This is a genomic window from Leucobacter tardus (genome assembly GCF_017583045.1).
Classification (GTDB): domain Bacteria; phylum Actinomycetota; class Actinomycetes; order Actinomycetales; family Microbacteriaceae; genus Leucobacter; species Leucobacter tardus.
The window spans coordinates 636,851-655,999 of the sequence record NZ_JAGFBF010000005.1; the positions used below are offsets into that span (position 1 = coordinate 636,851).

The following is a 19,149-nucleotide window of genomic DNA, read 5'->3' on the forward strand; positions in this document are numbered from 1 at the left end:
GATCAGGAGACGCGGCGCGGCTCCTCGCGGATGAAGAACGCCAACACGATCGACGCGGTGGCAGCGATCCCGCCCACCATGAACGCCGCGCGCGTTCCCGCCGCGAGCGCGTGCGGGTCGACGGCCTCGGGCGATCCCGCCGCGGTCGTGGACACCAGGGTCATGATCGTGACGAACAGCGCGGTTCCCGCGGCGCCCCCGACCTGCTGCACCGTCGAGATCGTCGCGCTGCCGTAGGAGGCGAGCTTCGGAGGCAATGAGCCGAGAGCGACGGAGAAGAGCGGGGTGAACGTGCCGGCCAGTCCGACGCTCAACAGCAGGTGCGTCGCGAGCACCTGCCAGAGCGACGTCTGGTCGCCCAGCAGCGTCATCGCCCACAGGGCGAGCGCCGTGAGCACCGTTCCGGGGAGCAGCATGGAGCGGGCGCCCCTCGCGTCGACGGCGCGACCCACGACCGGGCCGAGCAGACCCATGAGCAACCCGCCGGGCAGCAGCATCAGCCCCGTCTCGAGCGTCGCGTACCCGAGCACGTTCTGCATGTAGATGGGCAGCAGGATCAGGGTGCCGAACAGGGCGATCGAGCAGAACCCGAAGAGGATCGTCGAGAGCGCGAACGGACGCGTCCGGAAGGTGCGGAGGTCGAGCAGCGCTCGATCCTCCCGCTGCAGGCGCAGCTGGCGCCAGATGAACAGTGCGAGCGCGGCGGCACCGACGACCACCGGCACCCACGGCGGCACCAGCTCATCGGCGCTGGCCGCTTCGCCGACCAGGCTCAGGCCGTAGACGAGTCCGCCGAATGCGACGACCGAGAGCACCACCGAGATGAGGTCGATGCGCGCCCGGCGCTGCGTGCCGACATTGGGCATCCGCACGGTGCCGGCGACGAGGGCGAAGACGGCGATCGGCAGCACGAGGATGAACATCCAACGCCAGGTCAGCCACTGCAGGATGAGGCCTGAGATCGTCGGGCCGAGCGCGGGCGCCACCGAGATCACGATCGCGATGCGACCCATGAGCCTGCCGCGCTGACGCTCGGGAACGAGCGTCACGACGGTGGTCATGAGCAGCGGCATCATGATCGCCGTGCCGCTCGCCTGCACCGCTCGCGCGATGACGAGCACGCCGAAGCCGGGCGCCATGGCCGCGACCAGCGTTCCCAGCGTGAACAGCGACATCGCGGTGATGAAGAGGCTCCGCGTCCGGTAGCGCTGAATGAGCATGCCGGTGATCGGGATCACGACGCTCATCGTGAGCAGGAACACCGTCGTCAGCCACTGCGCCGCGGCGGCTGTGATGTCGAGGTCGGTCATGAGGTGCGGCAGGGCCACACCCATGATCGTCTCGTTGAGGATCACGACGAATGCCGAGCCGAGCAGCAACCAGATCGCGAGCTTCTCGGCGGCTCCGAACTGCGGCGGGTCCGATGCTTCAGGCACGTCGATCGGACCGGTGGACGGCTGCGCGTTGGCGGGGGCAGACATGGTGGGGTCCTCTCAGGCAAAGGTTGCAGTCTATCCCGATCGGCGTCGCATCGCTAGGCTGACGGCATGGCCGCAGACATCGAGTTCACGCACGAACCGGATCAGCATCGCTTCACGGCGGTGCGGGCGAGCGATGGGGCGCACGTCGGCGAAGCGCACTATCGGCTGCTGGGCGACGACGGGATCGACTTCGATCATACCTGGGTGCCGACCGCATCGCGCGGTCAGGGGATCGCGTCGCGGCTCGTGCACGCCGCGGTCACGAGCGATCTGGCGCGCGGCCGCACGATCGCGGCGTCGTGCCCGTTCGTCGCCGCGTACCTCAGGGACCACCCCGACGTGGCGTGAGTCGTCCGCTCAGTCGGCGTCGCGCTTCTTGCCCCACTTGCGCGGCGACTTCCCGCTCTTCGGACTCTGCTGCTGCACGAGCGCGGTGAGATCCCGCTCGATGAGCTGCTGAATGCGGTCGTCGCGCGCGGCCTGGTACTCCGGGCTCGCTCCTCCGGCGTAGTACGGGTGCGACGCGCGCTCCTTCAACGAGTCGCTGATCTCCGACCACGCCGCCTCGCTCGCGCGCTCGACGATCCGGGCGACGTACTCCTCGTCCGCAGCCCGATCGCGCAGCGCGCTCGCGATCGTCTCATAGACCTCGCGCCGGTGCCGCAGCGTGCGGTTATCGTCGTTGCCGTACTCGGAGTCGCTCGAAGCGCTCGACCCGGTGTCGCGGATCTCGCCGAGCATGCGACCGATGTGCTGCGCGTCCTGATCGCGCTCATCGGCGAGATCGGTCAGGGTGGTGCGCACCATACCGGCGATCTGCTGCTCGTCGTAGTCGACGCCGCGCTTCAACGCGTTCATGATCACGGCGTTCTTGACGTTCATGCGGACGGCGACGTCGTCGACCAGCAACCCCTGCTCCACGATCTCTTCGACCGGAGCGAGCACGCGGCGGGGCAGGCGACGGGGAGCGCGGCGCTTGCGGTCGCGCTTGAAGAACCTGCTGAACACTGCGCTCCCTCCGTGATGACCTCTGCTCCGTCGATTATCCCCTACCGGACGCTGACCGCGCACGTCCCGGTGTGAGAGACTGGCGTCAGCTTCGCGACGGCGGGGCGCGGACGAGGGAGCAGTACCCGCTCAGCGACAAGACTGCCACGGAAGGTGCAACGTGTCGCTCGCCTGGGTGATCCTCATCGTCAGCGGAATGCTCGAGGCCGTCTGGGCCACGGCGCTCGGCGCGTCACGCGGGTTCCGCCGGTTCTGGCCGAGCCTGATCTTCGTGGTCGCGTTGGCGGCCAGCATGGTCGGACTCGCGGTCGCGATGCTCGAGATCTCCGTCGGCACCGCGTATGCGGTCTGGGTCGGCATCGGCGCTGTGCTCACCGCGGCCTGGGCGCTCATCACGCGACAGGAACGCGCGACGGTGCTCAAGGTCTGTCTGCTGCTCGGGCTCATCGCCTGCGTCGCCGGCCTCAAGGTGGTGAGCTGAGCGTGGCGGCGCGGTCAGAGTCCCGCGCGGCAGGCGGCCGGCACTGGCTCGTCCTGCTCCTGAGCGCCGCGCTCGAGGCGACGTGGGCCATCGCGCTCGACGAGTCCCGAGGGTTCACGATTGTCGGCCCCGCGATCGTCTTCGCCATCGCCCTGCCGCTCAGCATGCTCGGCCTCGGCTACGCGATGCGGGCGATCCCGGTCAGCGTCTCATACGCCGTCTGGACCGGACTCGGAGCCGCCCTCACCGTGACGGTCTCCATGGCGCTCGGCACCGAACCGGTGTCAGTGCTGAAGATCGTCTTCCTCGCCGGCATCGTCGGCTGCGTGCTCGGGCTCAAATTCGCGGGCGATGCACCCCCGCGCGATCCCGACGCTCACGCTGCGGGCGCTGGACCGACCGGCGACACCCAGATCGCACCGGCCGCCGCGGCACCCAGGGTGACGGGGTCGGACGCGCCGGCGTCTCCCCCGTCGACGGTGACCTCGACTGTTTCCGAGTAGGGCGCGCTCGGCCCGATGTCGAGCACGGCGTCCACGATGAGTCCGCGACTCGCGAAGTACTGCAGCATCTCGTTGTCGGCGTCCGAGATCCGTTCGATCCGCACGCGGCTGGGCGCCTCGACCGCTCCCAGGAGCACGGCGTCGGGCCGGCGCACCTCGCCCTCGCGCGTCGGGATGGGGTCGCCGTGCGGGTCGCGTGTCGGGTACCCGAGTGCGTGGTCGATACGGTTCACCAGCTCGTCGGAGACGGCATGCTCGAGCCGATCCGCCTCGTCGTGCACCTCATCCCACAGGTAGCCGAGATTCCGCACGAGGTAGGTCTCGAGCAACCGGTGCCGTCTGGTCATCGAGATCGCGTACTCACGACCCTCCGCCGTCAGCGACACATCGCCGTACCTGGCGTGCCCGATGAGCCCCTGTTCCGCGAGCTTCCGCAGCGCGTCGGAGACCGTCGAGAGCCGCACGCCGGCGCTTTCGGCGATCGCCGAGTTCGACACCGGGGCGTCGTTCCACTCCTGCAGCCCCCAAATCACTTTGAGGTAGTTCTGCATGCTCGGGGTCAGGGTGTCGACGCTCACGAGTCCAGGCTACGGGACTCAGCGTCGAGGAGGGTCCGGAGTTGCTGGATCGCGGCGCGGAACTCCTCCTCATCCGGCCCGCCGGTCCCGAGGACGAGTCCCGCGCCCGCGGCACCACGGTGATCCTGCCAGTAGTCCCCGAGCGCGGCGACGCCGAGTCCGGAGGGGAATCGCGGCGACGGTGCCGCCGCGCGTGCGACGAGACGTCGCTCTGCGCCGGCGTCCGGCGCGCCGGTGAACTCGAGCACCGCATTCAACCCTCCGCTCATCGGGCGGACCCGGATGCCGTCGATGCCGGCCAGCGTCTCCGAGAGGTCGTCTCGTCTCGCGCTCGTCCGGCGCCGCACGCGGGTGATGTTGCGCCGGAGCTCCCCCGCCGCGAGATAGGCGGCGAGCGCAACCTGCACGACGCTCGAGACCGGTGCGCCGAGGTCCGCCCTGATGGGGGCGAGCAGCGCCCTGAGGTTCGCCGGGGCGAGCAAGAAGCCTGCCGACAGGGCGGGGCTCACGGTGTTCGAGAAGGTCCCGAGGGTGACCACGGATCCGGAGACCGGATCGTCGAGCGCGGCGAGAGCCGGAAGCGGGCTGCCCGAGTACCGCAGTTCGGAGTCGTAGTCGTCCTCGGCGATGACGACGCCGGTGCGCCCGGCCCACTCCAGGAGCTCGCGCCGGCGCTGCAGCGGCAGCGATCCGCCGGCGGGGTACTGGTGGCTCGGGGTGACGATGACGACGTCGAGGAGCCCGATCGGAAGGTCGGCGGTGCGCAGACCGTCCTGGTCGACCGGGAGGGGCACGATCCGCGCGCCGTGCCGCGCGGCGACGCCGCGGAGGGAGGGGTAGCCGGGATCCTCCACTCCGACGACGAGCCCGTGACCGCGGGTCGTTCCGAGCGCGGTGAGCACCAGCCCGAGCCCCTCGCGTGCGCCGGCCGTGACGAGCACGTCGTCCGCCGAGCGCGCCGTGCCGCGCATGAGCCTGAGATGTTCCGCGATCTCGTGTCGGAGGCGCGCGTCGCCGTCGGGCGGGGATCCCCCGAGCGGGAGGCTCGCCGCATCGCGCCAGGCGGCTCGCCACGCCGGGCGCATCGTCGCGTCGGAGAGCGGTGCTCCCGGCGCGAGCGGAGGTCGGAGGCGGGTCGTCGCGGTGTCGCGGCCCGCGGTCTCATCGACCGGTCGTTTGGGCGCCGTCGATCGCCCCAGATCGGGATTGACCACGGTACCGCGCCCGTGACCCGCACTGAGGTAGCCCTCGGCGATGAGCTGCTCGTACGCGGCGACGACGACGCCTCGGGCGACGCCGACTCGGCGGGCGAGTTCTCGCGTCGGCGGAACGCTCTCGCCGCCGCGGAGCGTATCGCGGTCGATGGCGTCGCGGAGTCCGGCGGCGAGCTGGACGGGAAGCGTGGTCTCGACGGATCGGTCCAGGTGCAGGGGGATCTCGCTCGGCCCTCCGGCCCCGGTTCTGCGCACGACAGCATTCTGCCACGTGCGCCGCGCGTGGTTCACTTGAGTTACGCCCGATTGGATCTTGTCGTGGACCAAGCTCCTCCGCCAAGCTGATGCCATGACCACTGCACACTCCGTTCCCACGTCCGCCATCGGTTCGCCCCTCGTCAAGCGCGGCCTCGCCGACATGCTGAAGGGCGGCGTCATCATGGACGTCGTCACGCCCGAGCAAGCCCGTATCGCCGAGGACGCCGGCGCGGTCGCCGTCATGGCACTGGAGCGCGTCCCGGCCGACATCCGCGCGCAGGGCGGTGTCGCACGCATGAGCGACCCCGATCTCATCGACGGCATCAAGGCCGCCGTCTCGATCCCGGTCATGGCGAAGGCGCGCATCGGCCACTTCGTCGAGGCGCAGGTGCTCGAGGCCCTGGAGGTCGACTACATCGACGAGTCGGAGGTCCTCTCCCCCGCCGACTACGTCAACCACATCGACAAGCAGGGGTTCACCGTCCCCTTCGTGTGCGGGGCGACGAACCTCGGCGAAGCGCTCCGCCGCATCACGGAAGGCGCGGCGATGATCCGCTCCAAGGGCGAGGCGGGCACCGGCGACGTGTCGGAGGCGACGAAGCACATCCGCACCATCCGCGGCGAGATCAACCGGTTGCGCACGCTCACCCCCGACGAGCTCTACGTCGCGGCGAAAGAACTGCAGGCCCCCGTCGAACTCGTCCGCGAGGTCGCCGAGACCGGCGCGCTGCCGGTGGTGCTGTTCACGGCGGGCGGGGTCGCGACTCCCGCCGACGCCGCGATGATGATGCAGCTCGGTGCGGATGGCGTGTTCGTCGGATCGGGCATCTTCAAGTCGGGTGCACCCGAACGGCGAGCCGCCGCCATCGTCGCCGCGACGGCCCAGTTCGACGACCCCCGAGCGGTCGCCGATGCGTCGCGCGGACTCGGCGAGGCGATGGTCGGCATCAACGTGGCCGACCTGCCTGCGCCACACCGTCTCGCGGAGCGCGGCTGGTGACACGGCCGCACACCCCCGTCGTCGGCGTGCTCGCGCTGCAGGGCGGCGTGGCCGAGCACGCGCGGGTCATCGAAGCGCTGGGCGCCAGAGTGACGCTCCTGCGCCGAGCCGCAGAGGTCAGCGGACCGGACGGGCCGAGAGTCGATGCGCTCGTCCTGCCCGGCGGCGAGTCGGGCGTGATCGACCGGCTCAGCCGCCGACTGGGGCTCGCGGACCCGCTGCGCGAAACGATCCGGGCGGGGGTGCCGACGCTCGGCACCTGCGCCGGACTGATCATGCTCGCCGATCGCATCGAGGACCCCGCCCCGGGTCAGCACTCGCTCGGAGTCCTCGACGTCGCGGTGCGGCGGAATGCGTTCGGCGCGCAGATCGCCTCGCACGAGGCCGAGTTCCGGCTCGATTTCGACGCCTCGCGATCGGGTGATGCGTCGGCGCCGAGCCTGCGAGGCGCCTTGATCCGAGCCCCCGAGATCGTGGCCGTAGGCCCGGAGGCGCGTCCGCTCGCCCGCTCCGGCAACGCGATCGTCGGTGCGCAGGCGCGACGGCTGCCGATCACCGGAGTGGCCTTCCACCCCGAGGTGAGCGGCGATCCCACGCTGCATCGGATGCTCCTCGATCAGATCGAGGCGCGCGGTTCCGTCACGGGACGAAGCGCGTCCCGCTGGCGTCGAACCGCTGTCGCATGACCTCGAACGCCTCGGCGTTGTCATCGATGAGCACCGCCCGCCGACCGAGCTGGCGGGCCGCGGCCCCGGCCGTGCCGCTGCCCGCGAACGGGTCGAGCACGACATCCCCGCGCCGCGACGACGCCTGGATCATGCGGCGCACGATGCCCACCGGCTTCTGCGTCGGATAGCCGGTGCGCTCCGCTCCCGTGGGCGACACGATCGTGTGCCACCAGGTGTCGGTCGGCAGCTTGCCCCTGGCCGCTTTCTCCGGGGTCACCAGGCCGGGCGCCATGTACGGCTCCCGGTCGACGGCTTCGGCATCGAAGTGGTACCGTTCCGGATCCTTCACGTAGACGAGAATGTTCTCGTGCTTCGTGGGCCAACGGTTCCGCGCCCGAGCGCCGTAGTCGTAGGCCCAGATGATCTCGTTCAAGAAGCACTCCGGACCGAACAGCGCGTCGAGCAGCACCTTCGCGTAGTGGACTTCGCGGTAGTCGAGGTGCAGGTAGAGCGTCCCATCGGGGGCGAGCAGCCGCCAGGTCTCGGCCAGTCGCGGTTCCAGGAAGTCCCAGTAGGCCCCGAAGCGGTCGTCGTACGCCAAGGTCATCTGGCGAGTGACCCGGTACCCCAGTCCGCGGAAGCCCAGACGATTGCCGCCCTCGTCGAGCGGAACGCCGCGCACGCGCTCTGCCTGCCGCATGCGCCCGGTGTTGAAGGGCGGATCCAGGTAGGCGACGGTGACGGCCGCGCTCGGCAGTGCGCGCAGGATCGGCAGATTGTCGCCGAGGTAGACGGTGGCGGCGTCCTCAGGATTCCAGGGCGCTGTCACCCCTCGATCGTAGCGGCGACTCCGCATCCGTCGATCCCAGAACGGCGAGGTCGTCCGGACCGAGCTCCTCGATGCGCGTCGGTTGCCAGCGCGGTCGGCGATCCTTGTCGATGACCTGCGCCCGCACCCCCTCCGCGAAGTTCGGGTGCGTCGCGAGCGCGGTGAGCACGCGCAGATCCTCGTCGAGCACGCGTCGCAGGACGGTGCGCGCCGGATCGTCCTGCTCCCCGCCCGTCCCCGCATCGAGCGCACGGGTCGCCGCGATGCGCGCGATGGCCACCGCCACCGACACCGGGTTCATCGCCCGGACCGTCGCAGCGGTCTCCGTCGCTCGCGCGTCAGCCGACGCCTCGAGCGCCGTGATGAGTGCCCGCGCGGACGCGATCGTCGCCGACGCCGACGGTACGGCGTCGCCGAGCGCGGCGTCGGCGAGCGGATCGAACCAGGTGCGTGCGGCGAGCAGCGCGGACTCCGGTGCCGGCTCGGCGAAGCGCTGCACCGCGGCTCGCGCGGCGACGAGCGCGTCACCCGCGTCGGGGATCGCCTCAAGCGCGGCGTACAGGTCTGGCAGCCGTTCGGATCGCACGAACGCGTCGGCGAACCCGAGAGCGATCGCATCGCCCGCGTCCATGGTGCCAGCCGTGATCGCGAGCAGTTCGCCGATGCGGCCGGGTGCGCGTGCGAACAGCACGTTGCCGCCGACATCCGGAACGATTCCGATGCGCGCCTCGGGCATCGCGAGCAGGCTGCGCTCGGTCACGACGCGCAGCGCGGCGTGCGCGGTGAGGCCGAGTCCACCGCCCATGGTGACACCGTCCATGATGCCGACGACCGGAACGGCCGAGGTCGCGATGCGGTGGTCGACGTCGTACTCGGTGGAGAGGATCTCGTGAGCATCGCGCGCCCCGTCGGCGGACATCGCCTTGATGTCTCCGCCGCCGCAGAAGCCGCGTTCTCCTGCCCCGTCCAGCAGGATCAGGCGCGCCCCGCCGTCCACCGCCTCGGTCAGTGCACCGTCGAGCAGCCGGAACATCTCGAGCGTGAGCGCGTTGATCGCCCGCGGCCGGTTCAGCGTGACGTGCAGGGCCGATCCGGCCAGACGCGTCAGCACGGTGGGCGCCGTAGCGGTCGAAGCGGCGGTGGGTTCGGTCACGGGTTCTCCTTCGGCTCGGTGGGCGCGCCAACCTGCGGGTTCCCGTCGCGCACCGCGCTCACGGAACCGGTGCGGCCGCGTCGTACTGCTGGAACCCACGGTACACGCGGAACATCACCACCATGAGCGCGACGATGACGAGACCCCCGATGAGTGCGGGCGCCCAGAGCGCCAGTACCGCGGCGAGCGCTCCCGCGAACAGGTCGCCCACGCGCGGCCCCCCGGCGACGACGACGTAGAAGAGCCCCTGCATGCGTCCGCGCACGTCGTCGGGTGCGGCAGCCTGCAGGATGGTGGTGCGGAACACGGCGCTCACGTTGTCGCTCGCCCCGGCGCCGGCGAGCGCGACGCACGCGAGGATCAGGGCGGGCCACACGACATCGCGCGGGTCCTCCGGGGTGGCGGTGCCGGTCTGCACGGCTTCCGTGACGAGGAGCACGACGCCGAACAGCGCGGTGCAGATGCCGTACGAGAGGATCGCGCCGGTCACGGCGCGTCCCTGCCGTCTGACCCGGCCGAGGGGGCCGGAGACGAGGCCGCTCAGCAGTGCGCCCGCCGCGAAGGAGGCCGTGAGCGCTCCCACTGTCACGGCCTCGCCCCCGAGCACGAGCGCGCCGGCCGCCGGAAACACGACGCGGGGCTGCCCGAAGGTCATCGCGATGAGATCGAAGATGAAGGTGGCCCGCACGTTGGGGGCGTGCCGCAGGAAGCGCAGGCTCGCAGTCACCGCGGAGAACCCCAGCCCGCGCGACGCATGGGCGCCGCGCTCGGGCTTCACGGACGGCAGGCTGAGGATGCCGATGAACGCGGCGGTGAACAGCACCGCATCGACGAGATACGTCCAGGCGAATCCGAAGGAGGCGACGAAGACGCCGGCGAGCGCGGGACCGACTGTGACCGCGATTCCCATCATGATGCCGTTCAGGGCCGCGGCCGCGGGGAGCAGCTGAGCGGGCAGGATCCGGGGCAGGATCGCGCCGCGCGCGGTGCCCATCATCGTCGCGGACGCCGCATTCACAGCCGCGAGCGCGTAGTACGGCCACGTCGCGGTCACTCCGAGGAACGCGATGGTCGTCATAGTGCCGATCGCGACCCAGGCGACCACCGAGGTGCCGAGCGCCACGAGCCTGCGGTCGTAGGTGTCGGCCAGGGATCCGCCGAGAAAGCCGGCGAGGATCATCGGGCCCAGCGCCCAGAGCGCGACGAGCGCGACGGCGAGCGTGGAGTGCGTGAGCGCATAGACGTGGAGTCCGACCGCCACGACGGTCAGCTGCGCGCCGATCTGCGCGACCGAGGTGCCGATCCAGAGGCGCGCGAAGGCCGGGCTCTGCCTGAGCGGACTGATATCGACGAGGAGACCCGTGAGTCGTCCGGTTCGACGCGCGCCGGGCTGCGCATCCGTCGGATCCCCTGAGCTCACTCGAGCACCGTATCACCGCCCGCGCGATAGGCTCGTCCGCATGCACGACCCCCGTTACGACCGCGATGTGCTGGCCGATATGAAACCGCAGCGCGGGCCCGTGCAGCGGGCCCTGGTGACGCTGAAGCGCGGCCTGATCGTCGAGCACTCCGAGACCGAGTGGTGCGGCGCCGTCGTCGGCGTCAGACAGGGCATGGTCGAGCTCGAGAACGGTCGGGGCAAGGTGCGTGCGTTCTCACTGCGCGACGGCTTCATGATCGAGGGAAAGCCGGTGACGCTGCAGATGCCGCAGGCGGCGCCCCGTGGGCCACGTCGCACGGCATCAGGGTCCGTCGCCGTCGCCGAGCAGCGCGCGAAGGTCGCGATGCCGAGTCGCATCTTCGTCGAGGGCAAGCACGATGCCGAGCTCGTCGAGCAGATCTGGGGCGACGACCTGCGCGTGGAGGGCGTTGTCGTCGAACTGCTGGAGGGCGCGGACAATCTCGAGGACGTACTCGCAGACTTCGGGCCGGGGCCCGACCGACGCGCGGGGGTCCTGCTCGACCACTTGGTCAGGGGCAGCAAGGAGACCCGTATCGCATCTGCCATCGAGCGGGGGCCGTGGAAGGACCACGTCCTGATCGTCGGCCACCCGTTCGTCGACATTTGGCAGGCAGTGAAACCGGCTCGCGTCGGGCTCGAACGGTGGCCCGAGATTCCGCGCAGCATCGAGTGGAAGTCCGGCATCTGCCGCGCGCTCGGGTGGCCGGGCGACGAACCCGCGGACATCGCCGAGGCGTGGTCGCGCATCCGCGGTCGGGTCCGTACCGTGCGCGATCTGGAGCCGGAGCTCATCGGACGGGTGGAGCACCTCATCGACTTCGTCACCGTCCCGCAGACCGGCTGAAAAGCGGCCGCGCCGAGCGTACGATGAGGGTATGTCGAAGCCGGTCTATCTCTGGATGCCACAGTGGCAGGGGTCACCGTCCTCTCGTGCCATGCAACTCATGGACGGGGCGCAGGCGCTCGGCGAGGACCTGCCGAGCCGTGCGCGGCACGACGTCGCGGTGCCCGACAAGGCGGGTGATGCGCTCGGTACGCCCGTCGCGCGCCTGAGCAGCGTGCTCGCGGCGCGCGACGCCGCGCTCGATGTGCTCGCCGCCGTCGCGGAACCGGCGATCATCGTGGGCGGGGATACGTCCACGAGCCTCGCGGGTCTCGACGCCGCGGTTCGGGCCCACGGCGATCGACTCGCCGTCCTCTGGTGCGATGCCGACGCCGGGCTCGAGCACCCGAGCACGTCTGCCACGGGTGCCGCTGCCTGTATGACGCTGCGCCACGCTCTGGGCGACGGCATCGCCGACCTCGCATTTGCGCACCCGGTCTCGTCCGCTGCGGTGACGCTCGTCGGTGCGCGTGATCTCGACGCCGACGAACTCGCCGAGATCGAGCAGCGCGGGCTCGCGACCATCGACATCGGACCGGACGGCGTCGACGGTGCTGATGCGCTCGCCGAGCGTGTCAGCTCGAGACTGGCGGAGACGGGTGCCACGCACGTCTACGTCCACGTCGGTCTCGGAGTGATCGACCCCGCGGAGTTCTCCTCGGTCCACGCGCAACTGCCGTTCGGTGCCACCGTCACCGAGCTGACCGCGGCGATCCGCGCGGCCGTCGGCACGCTGCCTCTGTGCGGCGCGGACATCACCGAGTTCGCCCCGTCCAGTGCCTCCACCGCAGCGGACGACCAGCCGACGGTGCTCCGGATCCTCGCAGCCCTCACGTCCGCGATGTGATCGGCGCATAACAACACCGCAACAAACCCGGTTTCTGGGCACGGGAACCCCGGCGCGGGGCGTAATGTCGGCTACCGATGATCGTGCACCGGCGCGCGTGAAACAGCACCGTACCCCTGTATTGCGCGCCCCAAGGAATCCGCGCACGTCCCCGGAGGAGCCCTCACCGTGTCGGAGTCACCCACCGCCGCAGCCGCGGCGACGTCGTCCGCGCCGCGACGTCGGCCGCGACGACGCACCGTGCTCACGATCGCCGCCGTGCTCGTGATCGCCCTGATCGCCTCGGTCGTGTGGGCGTTTATCGCGAAGGCCGTGGGCGATCGGATCTCGATCGGACTCATCGCGGAGCCGCAGAATCTCGACATTCGCAGCACGCCGGGGACGCCGCTCGATCAGATCCTCATCGACAACGTCTACCAGGGTCTCATCGGGCTCGACGTCGGGTCGATCGATGCCTACCGTCCGGTACTGGCGACGGCGTTGCCCGAGGTGAGCGCCGATGGCCGGGAGTACGCGTTCGAACTGCGCAACGGGGTGCGGTTCGCATCCGGAGCCGAGCTCTCGGTCGCAGACGTCACCGAATCCCTCGAGACGACGCTCAACGACGGCACGCTCGGCGCCGAGAACTGGGCCGAGGTCACCGGTGAGGGACGCAACGTCACGATCACGCTCGATCAGCCCGACAACACGCTGCTCTGGACCCTCGCCGGACGCGAGGGACTGATCTTCGAGAGTGGAGATCACACCGACCTCACCCAGGACACCAACGGGACCGGCCCCTACCGCTTCCATGATTGGGTGCGCGGCGAGCATCTCACGCTCACCCGCGTCGACGACTACTGGGGCGCCGAGCCCGAGATTCGCCGCGCCACATTCCGCTTCCTCGTCGACGGACGGGACGCGGTCGCCGCGCTCCGCGACGGCGACGTCGACGTCCACACCGCGCTGCTGCCGTCGCTGCGGCCCGAGTTCGAGGAGGACTCGACGTTCCGGATGGTGCGCGCCGAGGGCAGCGATGTCTTCACGCTCGCGTTCAACAGTGATCGACCGCCGCTCGACGACCCGAGGGTGCGCGAGGCGCTGAGCCGCGCCATCGACCCCGATGCGATCATCGCGTCCCAGAACGGCGACGGGAAACCGCTCGGCGGCCCGATCCCCGAGCCCGAGCCGGGGTACGAAGACCTCACTTCGGTGAACGCGTACGACCCGACGGCGGCACGCTCACTGCTCGCCGAAGCCGGCCAGACGAATCTGAGCCTCACGCTCACGGCACCCGAGTTCTACGATTCGGCACCGCTCGATCTCATCACCACGCAGCTCGCCGATGTCGGGGTGAGCGTGCGCGTCAAGCGCATCCCGTTCTCGGCCTGGCTCGACGAGGTGTACACCAATCGCGACTTCCAGTTGAGCTACGTCGATCACGCCGATGCGCGCGACATTCAGCGCTACGCCGACCCGACTTCCTATCTCGGGTACGACAGCTCACGGGTGCAGGACCTCTACGCCGACGCCATCGCTGCGGAGGACGGCGCCGAAACCGAACGCCTGCTCGCCGAGGCCGCGCAGCGGGTGGCGGAGGACGCACCGGCGAAGTGGCTGTACAACTACACGCCGACGAACGTCGTCGCATCGCACGTCACCGGATTCCCGGAGTGCAACACCAACTCCCGCATCCCGCTCGAAGGGATCAGCGTCGGGCGCTAGGCGCGGTGCAAGTCGCGCAGACCGATCCGGATCGCCTCGCGCAGCGACTGCGGGGCCGATTCGGCGCAGGCCCGCTTCACCGCCTCCGTGAGTCGCTGGCACACCTGCTCCTCCGACCGGCAGTCATCGCACTCGTCGAGGTGACGCATCAGCGCCTCGCGCTGACCGGCGCACTGCTCGCCCCGGATGAGCTCCTCGATGTTCGCCCGCGCCTGCGCGCACTCGTTCTCGGTCATTCCGCTCCTCCTTCGCTCTCGGCACTGCCGCTTCCCGTCGCCGCGCCGCGCGACCGCGCGCCCGCGCGGCCCGTGCGCTCGACGCTCACGCCCTGCTCCATCGCGTACTCGCGCAGCGCGGTCCGGAGGCGACCGCGGCCGCGGTGCAGGCGGCTCATCACGGTTCCGATGGGGACGCCGATGATGTCGGCGATCTCCTGGTAGCTGAAGCCCTCCACGTCGGCGAGGTACACGGCCATCCGGAAGTCCTCAGGCAGCGCGTTCAGCGCCGTCGTCACGACGGAGTCGGGGGCGCGATCGATCGCCTCGGCTTCGGCCGACCGCGAAGACATGGCGGTGGTCGACTCGGCGCCGCCCATCTGCCAGTCCTCGAGGTCGTCCACGGCACCGAGGAACGGCTCCCGCTGCTTCTTGCGGTAGCCGTTGATGTACGAGTTCGTCATGATCCGATACAGCCACGCCTTGAGATTCGTTCCCTCCGTGAAGCTGTCGAAGGCGGCGTAGGCCTTGAGATACGTCTCCTGCACCAGATCCTGCGCATCCTGAGGGTTCCGCGTCATCTTCATCGCGGCTCCGTACAGCTGGTCCAGCAGCGGGAGGGCATCGCGCTCGAAACGCGCGCTCGGCGCCATCGGGGTGTCATCGGGTCCGCTCACACTCCCCGATCCTAGGCGCTCCAAGAGCCCCACTGCTGACACAGCCACCTCCGCGGTCGATCGCGGTCCGCCGCCCGGACCTGCTCGCCGAGTGCAACCCGTCGGTGGGACGCGGTATTCCCCCGCTACACTCGAACACGATGCTGGTTGGAAAGATGAACCCCGGAAAAGACGGCGACGAGGTACGGGGCGGAGAGACCGCCGACGACGCCCCGCCGCCCTGGGACGCGCCCACTGCGCCGGGTCGACTCGACGCCCGCGTACCGCTCCCCGGGTCGAAGTCTCTGACGGGTCGCGAGTTGGTTCTCGCCGCACTCGCCGACGAGGTCGGCCGTCTGCGCGCGCCGCTCCACTCCCGCGACACCGCGCTCATGATCGACGCGCTGCGCAACCTCGGCACCGAGATCACCGAGATCCCGACCGACCAGCCGTTCGGCGACGACCTCCGCATCCGTCCCGCCGATGAGCTCACCGGTTCGACGAGCATCGCGTGCGGTCTCGCCGGGACCGTCATGCGGTTCGTGCCGCCCGTCGCGGCACTCGCGCTCGGCCCCACGGCGTTCGACGGCGACACCTACGCCCGGAAGCGTCCGATGCGAGCGATCCTCGAAGCGCTGCGCGTTCTCGGCGCGGACATCTCGGACGAGGGGCGCGGGGTCCTCCCGTTCACGGTCCACGGGTCGGGCGGGCTGCGCGGCGGCCGCGTCGAGCTCGACGCCTCGCTGTCGAGCCAGTTCGTCTCCGGCCTGCTGCTCTCGGCGCCCCGGTTCGTCGAAGGGGTGCACCTCGTGCACGTCGGCGATCGTGTTCCGAGCCTGCCGCACATCGAGATGACGCTCGCGGCCCTTCGGGCGCGCGGCGTCGACGCGACGTCGCCCGCGCCGAACGAGTGGCGCGTGGCCCCCGGTCCGATCGGCGCGCGCGACCTCATCATCGAACCCGATCTCTCGAACGCCGCCCCGTTCCTCGCGGCAGCGCTCGTCGCAGGCGGACGGGTCAGTGTGCCGCACTGGCCGGCGGACACGACGCAGGTGGGCGATCACCTGCGCGCGCTGCTGCCCGAGTTCGGCGCCGACGTCGCGCTCACCGGCGATGTTCTGACGGTCTCGGGCGACGGTGCGGTGCGCGGGGTCCGGTTGCACGTCCCCGAAGCCGGGGAGCTCGCACCGACACTCGTGGGCCTCGCCGCGCTCGCCGAGAGCCCGAGCGAGATCACCGGCATCGGTCATATCCGGCACCACGAGACCGACCGCATCGCCGGCCTCGTCGCCGAGATCAACCGGCTCGGCGGCCGGGCGCGCGAGCTCGACGACGGCATCGCCATCGAACCGGCCGAGTTGCGCGGCGACCTGTGGCGCAGCTACGCCGACCACCGGATGGCGACCACGGGTGCGCTCATCGGTTTGCGCGTGCCCGGAGTCACCGTCGACGACATCGAGAGCACGAGCAAGACCCTGCCCCAGTTCTCCGAACTCTGGCACCGGATGCTCGGCGTCGATGAACCGGCCCGCACCGACGCCGAGCCCTCACCCGATCCGTTCGGCTCCCCGTTCTCGATGCTCGGACTGTGACGGGCACGCGACGCGATGAGCTGGTTGAACTTCGACGACGATGACGGCGACGAGCCGTACGGCGAGTACGCCGACCACACGGTCCGCGCGCGCCCGAATCCGAAGGCGAACCGGCCGCGCACCAAGCGCCGGCCCGAGCACGCCGATGCGGTCGGCGGCATGGTCACCGGCGTCGACCGCGGCAGATACGCCGTACTGATCGCGACCGGCGCAGACCCCGATGACGCGCGCGAACGCACCATCGTCGCGAGCCGCGCACGAGAACTGCGGCGCGAGGCCATCGTCACGGGTGACCGCGTCCAGCTCGTCGGCGACGTCAGCGGTGACGAGGGGACGCTCGCGCGGATCGTCAGTCTCGGCGACCGGCGCACCCTCCTGAGACGCAGCGCGGACGACACCGATCGGGTCGAGCGCGTGATCGTCGCGAACGCGGACCAGATGCTCATCGTCATCGCCGCGGCGAATCCCGAGCCGCGGGTCCGGCTGGTCGACCGCTACCTGGCCGCGGCGTACGACGCCGGTATTACCCCGCTCCTGGTCATGACGAAGACCGACCTCGCCGACCCCGGGCCGTTTCTCGAGACGTTCGCATCGCTCGAGATCCCGGTGTTCCGCTCGCGCGTCGGAGCCGAACCGCTGGCCGAGATCCACGACGCGCTCGCCGGGCGCACCACCGTCTTCGTCGGACACTCCGGTGTCGGCAAGTCGACGCTCATCAACGCGCTGGTGCCCGACGCCGATCGCGCCACCGGGCACGTGAACGAGGTCACCGGCCGGGGCCGTCACACGTCGTCGTCGTCGATCGCGCTGCGCACCGATCCCGCGCTCGTAGGCCTCGATGCCGTTCCCGGCTGGGTCGTCGACACCCCCGGGGTGCGCTCCTTCGGCCTAGGTCACGTCGAAGCGGATGCCATTCTCCGCAGCTTCCACGACCTCGCCCCGCTCATCGATGCCTGTCCGCGCGGATGCACCCACCTCGCCGACGCTCCCGACTGCGAGCTCGACGCGGCGATCGCCGACGGACGACTCGACGCCGTCGGCGCCGAGCGCGTCGAGTCGCTCAGAAGACTCCTGCACGACCGGTCGTCCGAGCGCTCGAGCGAGCGCTGAGTCGTCGCGCGCGTCCCCTGCGGTGCGCGGTCGCGCGGACCCTGGGTAGGCTGGTCCCATGACTGATCGCGTGATGCTCGACACCGGTGACACCGCCCCCGACTTCTCCCTGACCGACCAGGACGGCGGCACGGTCGCGCTGTCCGATCTCCGCGGGCAGCGCGTCGTCGTCTTCTTCTACCCGCAGGCGATGACCCCCGGTTGCACGACGGAAGCGTGCGATTTCCGCGACGCCGTGGAACCGCTGCTCGCCGCAGGGATCCGGGTGCTCGGCATCTCGCACGACGACCCGGAGAAGCAGAAGCGCTTCGCCGAGCGCGACGGGCTCCCCTACCCGCTGCTGAGCGATCCCGACTACGCAGTGCACCACGCCTACGGCGCGTACGGCGAGAAGAAGCTCTACGGGAAGGTGGTGAACGGGGTCATCCGATCGACCTTCGTCATCGACCCCGACGGCCGCATCGAGCACGCGCTCACCAATGTGAAGGCGACCGGCCACGTCGCACGCGTGCGCAAGCTGCTCGGAGCCTAGGCCGCAGCGATCCGCCGGCGCTCAGCGGTGCTCGGTCGCGCCGAGCGATCCTGCCGCATCCGACACGGTGGGCCGCGCCAGGAGCGCCGAGAAGAAGCCGAGGAACGCGAGCAGCACGAGCGCCCAGCCGAGCAGCGGGGTGCCGAGAATTCCCTGGAGCACACCGGTTCCGGCCGCGAACATGAGCACGTGGATCGTGATCGCCGAACCGCGCGCCCATGGCGCCCGCTTGACGACCGCACCCGCCAGCGTCACGCAGACCCATGCCCAGGCGAGCACCACGGCGAGCAGCACGCTCACGCGCGCTCCGAGCGTGTCGTGCGTCGGCGCGAACACCGCCTGCACCACCGGCCACATGAGCGCGACGCCTCCAACGGCCTCGACGATCAGCACCGCGACGAGCACCCGCCACGCCGTGCGCGAGCACACCTCTGCACCGTCGTGACGCTCCGGCCCCTGCTGCATGGATGATTCCTCCCTGGCGCACCCGTGCGGCGCACCCCCAGCATGGTCTCACATTTCAAAAATTCACTATTGATTTGACTGATGTTCCGTGAAACCATATATGCAGTCGAGTTTCGCGCACGCCGACGTGAGCATACTCAGCCACGTTGAACAGTTACGGCGCGAGATCAGGCTACCCAGCCACTGGTATCTTCGCGTGCGTGCAATGCACATGAGGAGGACACAGTATGGATTGGCGCGAGCAGGCAGCTTGCCTCACGGTTGACCCGGAGCTCTTTTTCCCGGTCGGCAACACCGGACCGGCCGTCGACCAGATCGAGCGCGCGAAGTCGGTATGCGCACGGTGCACCGTCACCGAGATGTGCCTGCAGTACGCCATGGACACCGGTCAGGATTCGGGCGTCTGGGGCGGTCTGAGCGAGGACGAGCGCCGGGCGTTGAAGCGTCGCGCCGCTCGCGCGCGCCGCGCCTCCTGAGTCGCATCGCGCGACGCTGAGACGGAAGGCCCCG

At 70.2% G+C, this 19,149-nt stretch carries 21 protein-coding genes, 1 pseudogene and 1 riboswitch; of the genes and pseudogenes, 12 read left to right on the forward strand and 10 right to left on the reverse strand.

What is annotated here, in order from left to right:
• Positions 1 to 2: 2 nt before the first annotated feature.
• Positions 3 to 1,481 (reverse strand): MDR family MFS transporter, encoded by a 1,479-nt coding sequence (locus tag J4H85_RS09945; RefSeq protein ID WP_208239208.1) that lies wholly within the window; start codon positions 1,479 to 1,481, stop codon positions 3 to 5.
• Positions 1,482 to 1,547: 66 nt separating this feature from the next.
• On the opposite strand from J4H85_RS09945, the gene J4H85_RS09950 reads away from it, so the two are divergent.
• Complete coding sequence (locus J4H85_RS09950; protein ID WP_208239210.1) at positions 1,548 to 1,829, forward strand: GNAT family N-acetyltransferase; 282 nt, start codon at positions 1,548 to 1,550, stop codon at positions 1,827 to 1,829.
• Between the two features lie 9 nt (positions 1,830 to 1,838).
• On the opposite strand, the gene J4H85_RS09955 is transcribed toward J4H85_RS09950, so the two are convergent.
• Positions 1,839 to 2,489, reverse strand: a complete 651-nt coding sequence (locus J4H85_RS09955; RefSeq protein WP_208239212.1) for an asparagine synthase — start codon at positions 2,487 to 2,489, stop codon at positions 1,839 to 1,841.
• An 85-nt stretch (positions 2,490 to 2,574) separates the two neighbouring features.
• Positions 2,575 to 2,640, forward strand: a riboswitch (guanidine-III (ykkC-III) riboswitch).
• A 9-nt stretch (positions 2,641 to 2,649) separates the two neighbouring features.
• Between J4H85_RS09955 and J4H85_RS09960 the strand changes: the two genes are divergently transcribed.
• The gene (locus J4H85_RS09960; protein WP_208239214.1) at positions 2,650 to 2,970 is read left to right on the forward strand and encodes a DMT family transporter; all 321 of its coding nucleotides are present in this window, start codon (positions 2,650 to 2,652) and stop codon (positions 2,968 to 2,970) included.
• 2 nt (positions 2,971 to 2,972) lie between these two features.
• Positions 2,973 to 3,269, forward strand: a pseudogene (locus J4H85_RS14045) (DMT family transporter); the annotation flags it as partial.
• A gap of 77 nt (positions 3,270 to 3,346) precedes the next feature.
• Here the strand turns inward: J4H85_RS14045 and J4H85_RS09970 are convergent.
• Both J4H85_RS09970 and pdxR read right to left on the reverse strand, forming a co-directional pair.
• The gene (locus tag J4H85_RS09970; RefSeq protein ID WP_307863593.1) at positions 3,347 to 4,051 is read right to left on the reverse strand and encodes a metal-dependent transcriptional regulator; all 705 of its coding nucleotides are present in this window, start codon (positions 4,049 to 4,051) and stop codon (positions 3,347 to 3,349) included.
• Positions 4,048 to 5,520 (reverse strand): MocR-like pyridoxine biosynthesis transcription factor PdxR, encoded by a 1,473-nt coding sequence (pdxR, locus tag J4H85_RS09975; protein WP_307863594.1) that lies wholly within the window; start codon positions 5,518 to 5,520, stop codon positions 4,048 to 4,050. Before pdxR ends, J4H85_RS09970 begins: the two co-directional genes overlap by 4 nt.
• A gap of 94 nt (positions 5,521 to 5,614) precedes the next feature.
• On the opposite strand from pdxR, the gene pdxS reads away from it, so the two are divergent.
• Together pdxS and pdxT are read left to right on the forward strand one after the other, a co-directional pair.
• Positions 5,615 to 6,523: a pyridoxal 5'-phosphate synthase lyase subunit PdxS gene (gene pdxS, locus J4H85_RS09980; RefSeq protein WP_208239218.1), complete on the forward strand. Its 909-nt coding sequence runs from the start codon at positions 5,615 to 5,617 to the stop codon at positions 6,521 to 6,523.
• Positions 6,520 to 7,209, forward strand: coding sequence for a pyridoxal 5'-phosphate synthase glutaminase subunit PdxT (pdxT, locus tag J4H85_RS09985; protein ID WP_307863595.1), 690 nt, complete (start codon positions 6,520 to 6,522; stop codon positions 7,207 to 7,209). Before pdxS ends, pdxT begins: the two co-directional genes overlap by 4 nt.
• Here pdxT and J4H85_RS09990 read toward each other — a convergent pair.
• Genes J4H85_RS09990 through J4H85_RS10000 form a run of 3 tightly spaced genes read right to left on the reverse strand, consistent with a single transcriptional unit; the run spans position 7,163 to position 10,593 of the window.
• A complete protein-coding gene (locus J4H85_RS09990; RefSeq protein ID WP_208239220.1) occupies positions 7,163 to 8,047 on the reverse strand; it encodes a DNA-methyltransferase in 885 nt (294 codons plus the stop codon). The genes pdxT and J4H85_RS09990 overlap by 47 nt on opposite strands.
• A complete protein-coding gene (locus J4H85_RS09995) occupies positions 7,998 to 9,173 on the reverse strand; it encodes a 3-hydroxyisobutyryl-CoA hydrolase (protein ID WP_208239222.1) in 1,176 nt (391 codons plus the stop codon). Before J4H85_RS09995 ends, J4H85_RS09990 begins: the two co-directional genes overlap by 50 nt.
• A gap of 58 nt (positions 9,174 to 9,231) precedes the next feature.
• Positions 9,232 to 10,593, reverse strand: a complete 1,362-nt coding sequence (locus tag J4H85_RS10000; protein WP_208239224.1) for an MFS transporter — start codon at positions 10,591 to 10,593, stop codon at positions 9,232 to 9,234.
• Between the two features lie 40 nt (positions 10,594 to 10,633).
• Between J4H85_RS10000 and J4H85_RS10005 the strand changes: the two genes are divergently transcribed.
• The 3 genes from J4H85_RS10005 (at position 10,634) to J4H85_RS10015 (ending at position 14,069) form a co-directional block, all read left to right on the forward strand.
• On the forward strand, positions 10,634 to 11,479 hold the full coding sequence (locus J4H85_RS10005; protein ID WP_208239226.1) for a DUF3097 domain-containing protein: 846 nt from the start codon (positions 10,634 to 10,636) through the stop codon (positions 11,477 to 11,479).
• Between the two features lie 31 nt (positions 11,480 to 11,510).
• Positions 11,511 to 12,365, forward strand: coding sequence for an arginase family protein (locus tag J4H85_RS10010; protein WP_208239228.1), 855 nt, complete (start codon positions 11,511 to 11,513; stop codon positions 12,363 to 12,365).
• A gap of 168 nt (positions 12,366 to 12,533) precedes the next feature.
• Complete coding sequence (locus tag J4H85_RS10015) at positions 12,534 to 14,069, forward strand: ABC transporter substrate-binding protein (RefSeq protein ID WP_208239230.1); 1,536 nt, start codon at positions 12,534 to 12,536, stop codon at positions 14,067 to 14,069.
• On the opposite strand, the gene J4H85_RS10020 is transcribed toward J4H85_RS10015, so the two are convergent.
• Both J4H85_RS10020 and J4H85_RS10025 read right to left on the reverse strand, forming a co-directional pair.
• Positions 14,066 to 14,305, reverse strand: coding sequence for an alpha-ketoglutarate decarboxylase (locus tag J4H85_RS10020; protein ID WP_208239232.1), 240 nt, complete (start codon positions 14,303 to 14,305; stop codon positions 14,066 to 14,068). The genes J4H85_RS10015 and J4H85_RS10020 overlap by 4 nt on opposite strands.
• Positions 14,302 to 14,937, reverse strand: coding sequence for a sigma-70 family RNA polymerase sigma factor (locus J4H85_RS10025; protein ID WP_208240412.1), 636 nt, complete (start codon positions 14,935 to 14,937; stop codon positions 14,302 to 14,304). The genes J4H85_RS10020 and J4H85_RS10025 overlap by 4 nt, the downstream gene beginning before the upstream one ends.
• A 164-nt stretch (positions 14,938 to 15,101) precedes the next feature.
• Between J4H85_RS10025 and aroA the strand changes: the two genes are divergently transcribed.
• Genes aroA through bcp form a run of 3 tightly spaced genes read left to right on the forward strand, consistent with a single transcriptional unit; the run spans position 15,102 to position 18,174 of the window.
• A complete protein-coding gene (aroA, locus tag J4H85_RS10030) occupies positions 15,102 to 16,532 on the forward strand; it encodes a 3-phosphoshikimate 1-carboxyvinyltransferase (protein WP_208239234.1) in 1,431 nt (476 codons plus the stop codon).
• A gap of 15 nt (positions 16,533 to 16,547) precedes the next feature.
• Positions 16,548 to 17,642 (forward strand): ribosome small subunit-dependent GTPase A, encoded by a 1,095-nt coding sequence (gene rsgA, locus J4H85_RS10035; RefSeq protein WP_208239236.1) that lies wholly within the window; start codon positions 16,548 to 16,550, stop codon positions 17,640 to 17,642.
• Between the two features lie 58 nt (positions 17,643 to 17,700).
• Positions 17,701 to 18,174: a thioredoxin-dependent thiol peroxidase gene (gene bcp / locus J4H85_RS10040; RefSeq protein ID WP_208239238.1), complete on the forward strand. Its 474-nt coding sequence runs from the start codon at positions 17,701 to 17,703 to the stop codon at positions 18,172 to 18,174.
• Positions 18,175 to 18,195: 21 nt separating this feature from the next.
• On the opposite strand, the gene J4H85_RS10045 is transcribed toward bcp, so the two are convergent.
• A complete protein-coding gene (locus tag J4H85_RS10045; RefSeq protein WP_208239239.1) occupies positions 18,196 to 18,639 on the reverse strand; it encodes a hypothetical protein in 444 nt (147 codons plus the stop codon).
• Positions 18,640 to 18,866: 227 nt separating this feature from the next.
• Here J4H85_RS10045 and J4H85_RS10050 point away from each other — a divergent pair, with 227 nt between their 5' ends.
• Entirely contained in the window at positions 18,867 to 19,115 is a 249-nt protein-coding gene (locus tag J4H85_RS10050; RefSeq protein WP_208239240.1) for a WhiB family transcriptional regulator, read from the forward strand.
• The last annotated feature ends 34 nt before the right edge of the window (positions 19,116 to 19,149 follow it).